Origin of the sequence: Streptomyces sp. NPDC017676 (assembly GCF_044329325.1) — a bacterium.
Taxonomy (GTDB): domain Bacteria; phylum Actinomycetota; class Actinomycetes; order Streptomycetales; family Streptomycetaceae; genus Streptomyces.
In genome coordinates this window covers 165,042-177,338 of sequence record NZ_JBIRJA010000017.1, presented here as the reverse complement: position 1 = coordinate 177,338, position 12,297 = coordinate 165,042, and the positions used below count along the sequence as shown (strand labels likewise).

Genomic DNA, 12,297 nt, shown 5'->3' with positions numbered 1-12,297 from the left:
ACCCCGCACCGGGCAACGGTCTGGGCCCCCGAGTCGCTGGCCGCACGCCGCAAGCCACACCGCACCCGCACGCGGCAACGGGGACGGAGCCCCGAGCTGGGAGCCGCACGCCGCAAGCCACACCGCACCCCGCACCGGGCAACGGTCTGGGCCCCCGAGTCGCTGGCCGCACGCCGCAAGCCACACCGCACCCGCACGCGGCAACGGGGACGGAGCCCCGAGCTGGGAGCCGCACGCCGCAAGCCACACCGCACCCGCACCGGGCAACGGTCTGGGCCCCCCAGCCGCACGCCCGCAGCCGCACGCCCCCACCCGCACCGCGGAGCGCAACGGCCCGCCACCTGATCGCCGCACCCACACCCCCAAACCCCTCATTCCTCCCTAACCTGGAGTAATGGGTGAGGACAAACGGCTGACCGCAGTCGTGGCGCTGGCGCAGGGCATGGCGGCGGCGCACACCCCGCGGGAGTGCTGGCAGGCCGCCGCCCTCGGCGCCTGCCACGCGCTGGACGGCAGCTTCGCCGCGCTGTCGGTGTGGGAACGCGAACTCGGCCGGCTCCGGGTTCTCGTGAACGTGGGCGACCGTGCCCCGGACGAGGAGGAGTTCCCGGAGGCCGAGACCTACCCGGTGCACCAGTTCCCGGAGATCACCGAGTTCCTGCACGAGCGGTGGGCCGGCGGCGGCGGCCCCAACGCCTGGGTGGAGACGGCCCGGGGCACGGCGAAGGGCACCCCCGGTTACTTCCACCAGCGTGTCGCCGCCCTGCGCCGCCGCGGCCGCGGCTGCTGCGTGGTCGCCCCGGTCGTCCTGCACGGCCGGGCCTGGGGCGAGCTGTACGTGGCGCGGCCGGTCGGCGAGCCCCTCTTCGCGCGGGCCGACGCCGACTTCGCCACCGTCCTCGCCGCCGTCGTCGCCGCGGGCATCGCGCAGACCGAGCGGCTGGAGGAGGCCCGCCGCCTCGCGTTCACCGACGCCCTCACCGGCCTGGCCAACCGCCGTGCCGTGGACGTACGCCTGGAGGAGGCGGTGGAGCGGCACCGCGCCGAGGGCGTGGTCGTCAGCCTCGTCGTCTGCGATCTCAACGGGCTCAAGCGGGTCAACGACACCCTCGGGCACGCCGTCGGCGACCGCCTCCTCGAACGCTTCGGCTCGGTGCTGTCGCTGTGCGGCGCGATGGTGCCGGGCGCGCTGGCCGCACGACTCGGCGGGGACGAGTTCTGTCTGCTCGCGGTCGGGCCGCCCGCCGACGACGTGGTGAAGGCGGCCGACGAACTGTGCCGACGGGCCGGTGAGCTGGACCCGGGGGAGGGCGTCGCCTGCGGGGTCGCCTCGACCGAGGACGCGATCGGTGAGGTGCGGGACGCCCGCCGGCTGTTCCGGCTCGCGGACGCCGCCCAGTACCGGGCGAAGGCGCTCCGCCTGGACCGGCCCGTGGTGGCCGGCCGGGAGGGGCCGGACGATCCGGTGGTGCGGCTGGCCGACGCGCCGCCGCCCGCACGGGCCGAGCGGCGCCGGTTCCGTGGACGCCGGCCGTGAGGCGAAGCCCACACCGACGGTAAGGGGTGCTCCCGGTCTCCACTAGTGACACCGGGGAATTCAATGCGTACGCTCCTGAATATGGATATGCACACTGTGGTGGTGGGGACGTCCGGGGTCACGGCGTCCGACGTTCTCGCCGTGGCGCGCGGCGGTGCCCGCATCGAGCTGTCGGCGGAGGCGGTGGCGGCCCTCGCGGCGGCCCGGGAGATCGTGGACGCGCTCGCGGCCAAGCCCGACCCGGTCTACGGCGTCTCCACCGGCTTCGGCGCCCTGGCGACCCGGCACATCAGCCAGGAACTGCGCGCCCAGCTACAGCGCAACATCGTCCGCTCGCACGCCGCCGGCATGGGCCCCCGGGTCGAGCGCGAGGTCGTACGGGCCCTGATGTTCCTGCGTCTGAAGACCGTCTGCTCCGGGCACACCGGTGTGCGGCCCGAGGTCGCGCAGACCATGGCCGACGTGCTGAACGCCGGGATCACCCCGGTCGTGCACGAGTACGGCTCCCTCGGCTGCTCCGGCGACCTGGCCCCGCTGTCCCACTGCGCCCTCACCCTCATGGGAGAAGGGGAGGCGGAGGGCCCCGACGGCACCGTCCGGAACGCCGGCGAGCTGCTCGCCGAGCACGGGATCACCCCCGTCGAGCTGCGCGAGAAGGAGGGCCTCGCCCTCCTCAACGGCACCGACGGCATGCTCGGCATGCTGATCATGGCCCTCGCCGACCTCGACACCCTCTACAAGTCCGCCGACGTCACCGCCGCGCTCAGCCTGGAGGCGCTGCTCGGCACGGACAAGGTGCTGGCCCCCGAGCTGCACGCCATCCGGCCCCATCCGGGCCAGGGCGCCTCCGCCGCCAACATGCTCGCGGTGCTCAAGGGCTCCCAGCTCACCGGGCACCACCAGGACGACGCGCCCCGCGTCCAGGACGCCTACTCGGTGCGCTGCGCCCCGCAGGTCGCCGGCGCCGGCCGCGACACCCTCGCGCACGCCCGCCTGGTCGCCGAGCGCGAGCTGGCCTCCGCCGTCGACAACCCGGTCGTCCTGCCTGGGGGTACCTCCCAGGCTTTCGGCACTGGGGGAGGCCGCGTGGAGTCCAACGGCAACTTCCACGGCGCTCCCGTCGCGTACGTCCTGGACTTCCTCGCCATCGCCGCCGCCGACCTCGGCTCCATCGCCGAGCGCCGCACCGACCGGCTGCTGGACAAGAACCGCAGCCACGGTCTGCCGCCGTTCCTCGCCGACGACGCCGGTGTGGACTCCGGTCTGATGATCGCCCAGTACACGCAGGCCGCTCTGGTCAGCGAGCTGAAGCGGCTCGCCGTACCGGCCTCCGCGGACTCGATCCCGTCCTCCGCCATGCAGGAGGACCACGTCTCCATGGGCTGGTCGGCCGCGCGCAAGCTGCGCACCGCCGTGGACAACCTCACCCGGGTCATCGCCATCGAGCTGTACGCGGCCACCCGCGCCATCGAGCTGCGCGAGGGCCTCGCCCCGGCGCCCGCCTCCCAGGCGGTCATCGAGGCCGTCCGGGCCGCGGGGGTGCAGGGCCCGGGTCCGGACCGGTTCCTGGCGCCCGACCTGGCGGCCGCCGACGCGTTCGTGCGCGGCGGCGATCTCGTGGCGGCCGTGGAGAAGGTCACCGGCCCGCTCCGGTGAACGCGTCGGGGCCCCGGCAACCGCCGGGGCCCCGAGCACTGCGGACGAAACGTCACTTCAGCTTGGCGGCCTGCGCCTTCACCACCGGAGCGGAGACCGTGTAGGCCTTCTTGCTCATCATCGCCCCGATGTTGATCGTCGTGTACGTGGCGAGGGTGTTCCCGTGCCGCACCACCTCGGCGTGCAGCGGCAGGGCGCCGTCCTTGCCCGCGTCGTTGGTCGCGGTGAAGGCCACCGACGCGTCACCGGTGCCCGAGGACTTCTCCTCGGCGACCTTGGTGAACTTGCCCTTCTCGCCGTCCTGCTCGCCGGAGAAGCCGCCAGCGCAGGCCTTGACCGCGTCGGAGACCGACTTCAGGGCCTGCTCGGCGCCGTCGCCGTCGTACGAGGCCAGGGTGACCACGGTGACGTCCAGGTCCATGGACTTGTTGATCGCGTCCTCGAACTTGCCGTCGGCCAGGTCGTCCAGGGACGTGGCGTCGTCCGTGGGGTCCTTCTTCATGTCCTGCGTGGCCATGCGGCTGGTGTCCGCCGCCGGCTCACCGGGCGCGATGCCGGTGAACGCCTGGAGCACCGGCCGGCACTTGGCGTCGTCCGACGTGACCTTGCCGCGGTCGGGGATGCCGCCCTCGACGGGGCCGACCTCGTACCCGGGCACCTCGCCCTTGGCGATGATCAGCTTCTTCAGTTCGGCGGCGCTCAGCGCCTTCGCGGCCGGCTTCGCCGCGTCCGAGCCCTTGGCGTCCCCGGAGTCCTTCGACCCCCCGTCGCCACAGCCCGTGATGAGGGCGAGCGACAGCGCGCTCACAGCTGCGGTGGCGCACAGCCGCACGCCCGATGATCTCTTCATGAGCGAACTATGAGCGGGCTGTCAAACTTTCGTCAAGGACGATTAAAAGCCCAGGCGTTCCCGGCGCACCGAATAGACGACGAATCCGGCACCCACGGCGAGGAAGAGGCTGCCGCCGACGACGTACGGCGTCGTGTCGAAGCTTCCCGTGTCGGCCAGTTCGGTCTCCTCGGCCGCCGCGCTGTCCGCGCCCTCCGCGGTCGCCACCGTCACCGCTCTGGCCTGTGTGACCTGCGTCGGCGCGGACGTCCGCGCCGTCTGTCGCGCCGGGGCCTCCTGCGAGGCGTTCGCGGACGGGACGAACCACAGGGCGCACAGCAGGGTGCCCGCGGCGGTGGCGGTCAGCAGCGGACGGCGAGCGGATGACACGGAATATCGATCCCCTTGTGACGCTGGCGAATTGGCCGTGTGGGGCGATGTTAGTGAAAGGCGCGGGTCACAGGAAAGTCACGGGAGGTTTCGGCCGTACGCTCCCGCCATGAGCACAGAAGAGACATCACGTTTTGTGCGGCTTCGCGTGGAGCTGGTGCTGGAAGTACAGGACGACGACGAGGTGGCCAAGGCCGCGCTGCGCCGGATCGCCCGGGACCCGGAGCTCCCGGAGGGGGAGCGGGCCCAGGCCGAGGCCGCTGTGACGGAAGACACCGCGGAGGCCCTGGCGTATCTCGTGGACCCGTTCGACCTGGTCAGTGAGGTGCCCGGAGTGGAACTGCAGCAGGCGTCCTGGTCCAGCGAGCGGGTCGACTACGACCCCGATTCGCCCGACTGGGACCTGGACGAGGATGATGGGGCGGACGACGAGGAAGAGGACGGCATCGGCTGAGCGTCGCGGGGCACCCACGACCCCGGACGGCAACCGTCGTCCGGGGTTTCGTCGTCCCAGGGGACGCACGGACCGGCTCCCGCACCGCCGCGGACGCGACCGCGTTCCGCGGACGTGGGATGCCCCACAGGCCCATGGGCTGGGGAACGGGACACACCGGCCGTAGCGTTGATGGTTCTTGGCGGGGACTCCCGGGGTTATCGCGACTCGGCAACGATGGAGAAGCTTGTGATGACGAACAGTAAGCGGCGTAGGGGCCTCGCGGCCGCGTCCGCTCTGCTCGGTGGTGTGCTGGTGCTGACGGCGTGTTCGGGCGGCGACGCCGACGCCTCCTCCGGCGGCAATGACACCTCGCAGGCCAAGGTCGACGAGGCGGCGGCCAAGAAGTCGTCGGAGGCGCAGATCACGATCACGCCGAAGGACGGCTCCAACAACGCCTCGATCAACAACTCCGCGACCGTCACCGTGCGCAAGGGCACGCTCACGACCGTCACGATGACCGGCCAGGACGGCAAGACCGTCGCCGGCCGGCTGTCCGCCGACAAGAAGAGCTGGAAGCCCACCGTCCAGCTGGAGCGCTCCACCACCTACAAGCTCGCCGCGGAGGCGAAGGACTCCGAGGGCCGCATAGCCCACGAGAACGCGTCCTTCACCACGGTCTCCCCGGCCAACAGCTTCATCGGCACCTTCACCCCGGACAACGGCGCCACGGTCGGCGTCGGCATGCCGGTGTCGATCAACTTCGACAAGGCGATCACCAACAAGGCGGCCGTGCAGAAGGGCATCACGGTCAGCTCCAGCAGCGGCCAGGAGGTCGCCTGCCACTGGTTCAACGCCAACCGCATGGACTGCCGCCCGGAGGAGTACTGGAAGGAAGGCTCCACCGTCACCCTGAAGCTCGCGCTCGACGGCGTCCAGGGCGCCAGCGGCGTCTACGGCGTCCAGCAGAAGACGGTCACCTTCCACATCGGCCGCAACCAGGTCTCGTACGTCGACGCGCAGACCAAGCAGATGAAGATCACGCAGGACGGCAAGGTCGTCAAGACCATACCGATCTCCGCCGGCTCGCCCGACAACAAGACGTACGAGGGTCAGATGGTGATCTCCGAGAAGTTCAAGGAGACCCGGATGAACGGCGCGACGGTCGGCTTCACCGACGACGACGGCAAGGGCGAGTACGACATCAAGGACGTGCCGCACGCCATGCGCCTGACCACCTCCGGCACCTTCATCCACGGCAACTACTGGGGCGCCCCCTCGGTGTTCGGCAACGTGAACACCAGCCACGGCTGTGTGGGCCTCCAGGACAAGAAGGGTGCCAACGACCCGAGCACGCCGGCGTCCTGGTTCTACAACCACTCGCTGATCGGTGACGTCGTGGTCGTCCAGAACACCGGCGACAAGACGGTCTCGCCGGACAACGGCCTCAACGGCTGGAACATGGACTGGGCGCAGTGGAAGGCCGGCTCGGCCGTCTGACGCTCCCTCACCCGCCGTACCGGTGCCGCTCCCAGGGGCGGCACCGGTCTTTTCATGCTTCTCTTATGCCGGCCTTATGGTGCCATCACGGTCCGTCCCTAGCTTGCGGCCATGTTCTTCACCTACCTGAGGCGCGAACTGCGCCGCCGCAGAAAGGCGGCCCTCGTCGTCGCCTCCGGCCTCGCGCTGGGCATCGCGCTGGTCATCGTGGTCAACTCCGTCTCCAACGGCATGGGGAAGGCCCAGGACAAGGTGCTCCAGTCGCTGTACGGGCTGGGGACCGACATGACGGTGACCAAGGCGGCGTCGGCGTCCACCGGTGACGCCCAGCGGCCCCGCTTCCGGTTCGACGCGCAGAACAACGGCGACGACTCCACCCAGAGCAGCGACCGGGTCATGGTGCAGGGCTTCCAGACCCTGCCGGCCTCCACGGTGACCGAGGTCGGCTCGCAGTCCGGCGTCTCCGACGCGGTCGGCGGGCTGAGCCTCCAGGTCCTCAAGGTCAGCGGCCAGTTCACGCGCGGTCAGTTCCAGCAGAACGAGAGCGGCGGCGGCTTCCAGCGGGGCGGCGGGAACGACCGGCCGCAGGGTGAGGTGAAGGGCGGCGGCGCCGACTTCGACGTCAACAACTACTCCGTGTACGGCACCGACGTCACCAAGCCCGGCCTCGGCCCGCTGACCTCCTCGAAGATCACCAGCGGCCGTACGTTCAAGACGACGGAGACCGGTGCCAAGGTCGTCGTGGCGGACTCCGCCTACGCCAAGGAGAAGAAGTACGAGGTCGGCTCCACCGTCACCATCAAGGGCGTCAAGTTCACGGTGATCGGCATCGCCACCGCCGACAGCGGCGACGCGGCCGCCAACCTGTACGTCCCGCTGAAGCAGGCCCAGACCCTCGGCGACGCCAAGAACAAGGTCACCACGATCTACGTCAAGGCGGCCGACTCGAAGAAGATCGACACCGTCAAGTCGGCGATCCAGAAGAACGTCTCGGGTACGACGGTCACCACCTCCGCCGACCTCGCGGACACCGTCTCCGGCTCCCTGTCCACGGCCTCCTCCCTCGCCACCGACGTCGGCAAGTGGCTGTCCCTGGCGGTGCTGGTGGCCGCGTTCCTGGTCGCCGGCCTGCTCACCTCCTCGGCGGTATCCCGGCGCATCCGCGAGTTCGGCACGCTGAAGGCGCTGGGCTGGCGGTCGGGCCGGGTGACCCGGCAGGTGGTCGGCGAGGCCATGGTCAACGGCCTGGTCGGCGGCGCCCTCGGCATCGCCCTCGGCCTGGCGGGCGCGTACGTCGTCACCGTCATCAGCCCCGGCCTCCAGGCCCAGGTGGGCGGCGGCACGGGTGGCGGCTTCGGCGGGGGCGGCGGGGGCGGCTTCCCGGGCGGCCCCGGCCGGCGGACGGCGAAGACCCTGGAGGTGGCCCTCACCGCCCCGGTGAGCGTGACCACGATCGTCCTGGCGGTGGGCCTCGCGGTGGCGGGCGGCCTGATCGCGGGCGCGTTCGGCGGCTGGCGGGCGTCCAGGCTGCGCCCGGCGGACGCGCTGAGGCGGGTGGAGTAGGCCGGCTTCCCGGCGGGGCCGGCCGGTCCGGCCGAGGGGCGTGGGAACCCGCGCGCCCAGCCCCCGCGGACCGACGGCCAGAACGAGCGCGCACCCACCCGACACAGATCCCGGAGCCCCCATGTACGAACTGAGCAACGTCACCAAGCGCTACACCCGGGGCAAGGACACCGTCCACGCCCTCGACGGCATCGACCTCACCATCCCCGACGGGGACAGGCTCGTCATCCAGGGCCCCACCGGCGGCGGTAAGTCCACGCTCCTGCAGATGCTCGGCGGCCTCGACCGCCCCACCTCCGGCGAAGTCGTCCTGGACGGCACCGACCTGGCCAGGCTGAGCGAGGCCAGGCTGACCGGGGTGCGCAGCGAGAGCATCGGCTTCGTCTTCCAGTCCTTCAACCTCATCCCCACCCTCACCGCCCAGGAGAACGTGGAAACCGCCCTCGTCCCCCTCGGCATCAAGGTGAAGGAGCGCCGTGAACTCGCCGCCGAGGCACTGAAGTCCGTCGGCCTGGGCGAGCGCCTCGGACATCTCCCCGGCGAGATGTCCGGAGGGCAGCAACAGCGCGTCGCCATCGCCCGGGCCGTCGTGAAGAAACCGAAGGTGCTGCTGGCGGACGAGCCGACCGGCAACCTGGACGAGGGAACGCGGGACGAGATCATGGACGTGCTCGAACGCCTCTGGAAGGAGCACGGGTTGACGTTCATCATGGTCACCCACGACTCCACGCTGGCGAAGAAGGCCCCGCGCCTGGCCACGCTGCGCAAGGGGAAGATCACCGTGCAGGAGAACGCGGCCACCTGACGGTCGCATAACACAGGCTGATCGCGGCGCACTTCGCGGTTGTGTAACGGTGTCCCGGCCGCCGCGTAACAGTTTCCTGGCGCACTTTCTCACCGTCCTCTCATCTATTGAGCCCACTGATCACCCCCCGGCATACTGCGTGCTCCGGGGGGTTGACGTGCATACGTGCGAGTCCACCCCCGACCGGGTGAATGGGGAATTCGCCCGGTACTCCATCTCCAGGGGGAGAACTTGCGCAGACAAGTGAAAAGAGCGGCTGCGGCCACCGTGGCAACGGCCGCAGCAGTCGCCCTCGCAGCGGGTATGACCAGCCCGGCGTCGGCGAAGCCCGGCCGTGCCTCGGTGGCTGCCACCGCCACCTCGAAGGCCGCCGTCAAGCACCACGTCACCCTGATCACCGGTGACCGCGTCGCCCTCGACGCCAAGGGCCGTGTCGTCGGCCTGGAGCGGGCCAAGGGACGCGAGCACATACCCTTCCAGGTCCGCAAGGCCTCCGGACACACGCTGGTCATCCCCGCCGACGCGGCCCACCTGGTCGCCTCCGGCACGCTGGACCAGCGCCTGTTCGACATCACCGAGCTGAACAAGACCGCCACCCGCAAGGCCCAGAAGAACGGCCTGAAGGTCATCGTCGGCTACCGCGGCTCCGCGACCGCCGCCAAGGCCGACGTCCGGGACGCGGGCACCCTGCGCCGCAGCCTGAAGGCGCTCAACGCGGATGCCGTGCAGACCCCGGTCAAGGACACCGCCGACCTGTGGGACGCCGTCACCAACGGCGACCGGAGCGCGTCCGGCATCGCCCACGTCTGGCTCGACGGCGTCCGCAAGGCCGCCCTCGACAAGTCCGTGCCGCAGATCGGCGCCCCCACCGCGTGGGCCGCCGGCTACACGGGCAAGGGCGTGAAGGTCGCCGTCCTGGACACCGGTGTGGACACCAGCCACCCGGACCTCAAGGACCAGGTGATCGAGTCCAAGAACTTCACCACCGCCGCCGACGCCACCGACCACTTCGGGCACGGCACGCACGTCGCCTCCATCGTGGCGGGCACCGGCGCCAAGTCGGGCGGCAAGTACAAGGGCGTGGCCCCGGACGCCAAGCTCCTCAACGGCAAGGTCCTGGACGACAACGGCTTCGGTGACGACTCCGGCATCCTCGCCGGCATGGAGTGGGCGGCCTCCCAGGGCGCCGACGTCATCAACCTGAGCCTCGGCGGCTACGACACCCCCGAGATCGACCCGCTCGAAGCCGAGGTCAACAAGCTCTCCACCGAGAAGGGCATCCTGTTCGCGATCGCCGCGGGCAACGAGGGCCCCCAGTCGATCGGTTCGCCGGGCAGCGCGGACGCCGCGCTCACCGTCGGCGCCGTCGACGACAAGGACCAGCTCGCCGACTTCTCCTCCACCGGCCCGCGCGCCGGCGACGGCGCCGTCAAGCCGGACGTCACCGCGCCGGGCGTGGACATCACCGCCGCCGCGGCCAAGGGCAGCGTCATCGACCAGGAGGTCGGCGAGAAGCCCGAGGGCTACCTGACCATCTCCGGCACCTCGATGGCCACCCCGCACGTCGCGGGTGCCGCCGCCATCCTGAAGCAGGAGCACCCGGACTGGGGCTACGCCGAGCTGAAGGGCGCCCTGACCGGCTCCACCAAGGGCGGCAAGTACACGCCGTTCCAGCAGGGCACCGGCCGTATCCAGGTCGACAAGGCCATCAAGCAGTCGATCGTCGCCGACCCGGTGTCGGTGAGCTTCGGTGTGCAGCAGTGGCCGCACACCGACGACAAGCCGGTCACCAAGAAGCTGACGTACCGCAACCTCGGTGACAAGGACGTCACGCTCACCCTGAGCAGCACCGCCACCAACCCCAAGGGCGCGGCGGCCCCGGCCGGCTTCTTCAAGCTCGGCGCGACGACGGTGACCGTCCCGGCGCACGGCACGGCCTCGGCCGACTTCACCGTCGACACCAAGCTGGGCGGCACCGTCGACGGCGCCTACTCGGCGTACGTCACGGCGACGGGCGGCGGCCAGACCGTCCGCACGGCCGCCGCGGTCCAGCGCGAGGTGGAGTCGTACGACCTCACCCTGAAGTTCATCGGCCGCGACGGCAAGCCGGCCCCGTACTACAGCGCCGACGTCGACGGCGTGGCGGGCCTGGCCAACGGTGTCTCGCTGACCCCGTACGACAAGTCCGGCACGGTGAAGGCGCGCGCACCCAAGGGCACGTACATCCTCAACACCTCCGTCTACAGCGACCCCCAGGACGCGTCCAAGGGCGTCGACTGGATCGCGCAGCCGAAGCTGACCGTCGACAAGAAGCAGACGATCACCATCGACGCGCGCAAGACCAAGCCGGTGGACATCACCGTCCCGGCCTCGGGCGTGAAGGGCGAGTTCGCCTCGCCGGAGTTCGACGTCACCATCGGCGACGGCCAGTACGGCTACGGCTGGTGGCTCGACTCGTACAAGAACTTCCGCACCGCCCACCTGGGCCCGCAGCTGCCCGCCGGGACGCTGTGGCAGCAGTGGGACGGCCACTGGAGCAAGGGCGCGACCGAGGAGTACGACGTCACCTCCGGCGGCGCCGTCAAGCAGCTCGCCACCGGCTACACCAAGCACTACAAGGCGAGCGAACTCGCCACGGTGAAGGCCCGGATGGGCGCGGCGGCGAGCGGCAAGAAGGGCACGATCGGCGCGGTGGGCTGGCTGCCCGGCAGCACCGGCGCCTCCTCCATCGGCATCCCGCAGAAGCTGCCCGGCACCCGCACCCTGCACCTGTCCGCGACGGGCGGCGTGAAGTGGGAGCTGGAATTCCAGCAGGACGGCGGGGTCGACCAGGACGGCTTCCCGGTCACCGAGGCCGGCTACGGGCTCGGTCAGTTCACCTTCAAGGGCGGCCAGACCTACACCAAGACGGTCAACACCGCCGTCTTCGGCCCGCACGTCAGCAAGGACTTCGGCCTGTTCCGCGACGGCAACGAGATCTTCGGTGCGCTGCCGCTGTTCGCCGACTCCGGCAAGCACGCCGGGTCCTCGCTGTTCACCTCGGTGAACACCACGCTGTACCGCAACGGCACCAAGGTCGGCTCGAACACCGACCCGCTGTTCGGCGAGGCCACCTTCAAGGTGCCGTCCGGTGACGCCGCGTACAAGCTGACCACCTCGGTCAAGCGGTCCGCGAAGGTGTCGGAGGCCTCGACGCGCATCGACGCGGCCTGGACCTTCCGTTCCAAGAAGCCGGCGGACTTCGTCCAGCTCCCCGCCTCCGCGCTGCACTTCGGCGCCACGACGGGCCTGGACAGCCGTGTCGCGGCCGGCAAGACGGTCACCTTCCCGGTCACCGTGGAGGGCTCCGCCGCCGGCGGCAACCTGAAGTCCCTCGCCGTCTACGTCTCCTACGACGGCAAGAACTTCAAGAAGGTCACCGTCAAGAACGGCAAGATCACCGTCAAGAACCCGGCGAAGAACAAGGCGATCTCGTTCCGCGCCAACATCACCGACAAGAAGGGCAACACGTCGGCGATCACGATCTACAACGCGTACTTCGGCAAGTAGGCCGCAGCGCGGTAGACCGCAACGCTCCTTGACGA

General features: G+C 70.6%; 9 protein-coding genes and 1 CRISPR repeat array. Of the genes, 7 read left to right on the top strand and 2 right to left on the bottom strand.

The window, feature by feature from the left end:
• Window positions 1–39: 39 nt before the first annotated feature.
• Window positions 40–325: a CRISPR direct-repeat array (repeat unit 28 nt; unit sequence GCCGCACGCCGCAAGCCACACCGCACCC).
• 69 nt (window positions 326–394) lie between these two features.
• Both ACH4LD_RS32425 and hutH read left to right on the top strand, forming a co-directional pair.
• Window positions 395–1,537, top strand: a complete 1,143-nt coding sequence (locus tag ACH4LD_RS32425; RefSeq protein WP_398057627.1) for a diguanylate cyclase domain-containing protein — start codon at window positions 395–397, stop codon at window positions 1,535–1,537.
• Window positions 1,538–1,624: 87 nt separating this feature from the next.
• Window positions 1,625–3,193, top strand: coding sequence for a histidine ammonia-lyase (gene hutH / locus ACH4LD_RS32420; RefSeq protein WP_398057746.1), 1,569 nt, complete (start codon window positions 1,625–1,627; stop codon window positions 3,191–3,193).
• A 52-nt stretch (window positions 3,194–3,245) separates the two neighbouring features.
• Here hutH and ACH4LD_RS32415 read toward each other — a convergent pair whose 3' ends face one another.
• Window positions 3,246–4,043, bottom strand: a complete 798-nt coding sequence (locus ACH4LD_RS32415; RefSeq protein ID WP_398057628.1) for a hypothetical protein — start codon at window positions 4,041–4,043, stop codon at window positions 3,246–3,248.
• 42 nt (window positions 4,044–4,085) lie between these two features.
• Window positions 4,086–4,412, bottom strand: coding sequence for an LAETG motif-containing sortase-dependent surface protein (locus tag ACH4LD_RS32410; protein ID WP_398057629.1), 327 nt, complete (start codon window positions 4,410–4,412; stop codon window positions 4,086–4,088).
• A 109-nt stretch (window positions 4,413–4,521) separates the two neighbouring features.
• Between ACH4LD_RS32410 and ACH4LD_RS32405 the strand changes: the two genes are divergently transcribed.
• From ACH4LD_RS32405 to ACH4LD_RS32385, 5 genes are all read left to right on the top strand, one after another.
• Complete coding sequence (locus ACH4LD_RS32405; RefSeq protein WP_181140635.1) at window positions 4,522–4,866, top strand: hypothetical protein; 345 nt, start codon at window positions 4,522–4,524, stop codon at window positions 4,864–4,866.
• Between the two features lie 231 nt (window positions 4,867–5,097).
• On the top strand, window positions 5,098–6,345 hold the full coding sequence (locus tag ACH4LD_RS32400; RefSeq protein ID WP_398057630.1) for an Ig-like domain-containing protein: 1,248 nt from the start codon (window positions 5,098–5,100) through the stop codon (window positions 6,343–6,345).
• A gap of 111 nt (window positions 6,346–6,456) precedes the next feature.
• Window positions 6,457–7,908: an ABC transporter permease gene (locus ACH4LD_RS32395; RefSeq protein WP_398057631.1), complete on the top strand. Its 1,452-nt coding sequence runs from the start codon at window positions 6,457–6,459 to the stop codon at window positions 7,906–7,908.
• A gap of 121 nt (window positions 7,909–8,029) precedes the next feature.
• Complete coding sequence (locus ACH4LD_RS32390; RefSeq protein ID WP_398057632.1) at window positions 8,030–8,713, top strand: ABC transporter ATP-binding protein; 684 nt, start codon at window positions 8,030–8,032, stop codon at window positions 8,711–8,713.
• Window positions 8,714–9,016: 303 nt separating this feature from the next.
• On the top strand, window positions 9,017–12,262 hold the full coding sequence (locus ACH4LD_RS32385; protein WP_398057633.1) for a S8 family peptidase: 3,246 nt from the start codon (window positions 9,017–9,019) through the stop codon (window positions 12,260–12,262).
• Window positions 12,263–12,297 lie beyond the last annotated feature (35 nt).

What these genes read in the sequence shown, in the direction of transcription:
- ACH4LD_RS32390 (WP_398057632.1), top strand. Translation starts at nt 8,030, where the DNA reads ATGTACGAACTGAGCAACGTCACCAAGCGCTACACCCGGGGCAAGGAC.
- hutH (WP_398057746.1), top strand. Translation starts at nt 1,625, where the DNA reads ATGCACACTGTGGTGGTGGGGACGTCCGGGGTCACGGCGTCCGACGTT.
- ACH4LD_RS32395 (WP_398057631.1), top strand. Translation starts at nt 6,457, where the DNA reads ATGTTCTTCACCTACCTGAGGCGCGAACTGCGCCGCCGCAGAAAGGCG.
- ACH4LD_RS32405 (WP_181140635.1), top strand. Translation starts at nt 4,522, where the DNA reads ATGAGCACAGAAGAGACATCACGTTTTGTGCGGCTTCGCGTGGAGCTG.
- ACH4LD_RS32415 (WP_398057628.1), bottom strand. Translation starts at nt 4,043, where the DNA reads ATGAAGAGATCATCGGGCGTGCGGCTGTGCGCCACCGCAGCTGTGAGC.
- ACH4LD_RS32425 (WP_398057627.1), top strand. Translation starts at nt 395, where the DNA reads ATGGGTGAGGACAAACGGCTGACCGCAGTCGTGGCGCTGGCGCAGGGC.
- ACH4LD_RS32385 (WP_398057633.1), top strand. Translation starts at nt 9,017, where the DNA reads ATGACCAGCCCGGCGTCGGCGAAGCCCGGCCGTGCCTCGGTGGCTGCC.
- ACH4LD_RS32400 (WP_398057630.1), top strand. Translation starts at nt 5,098, where the DNA reads ATGACGAACAGTAAGCGGCGTAGGGGCCTCGCGGCCGCGTCCGCTCTG.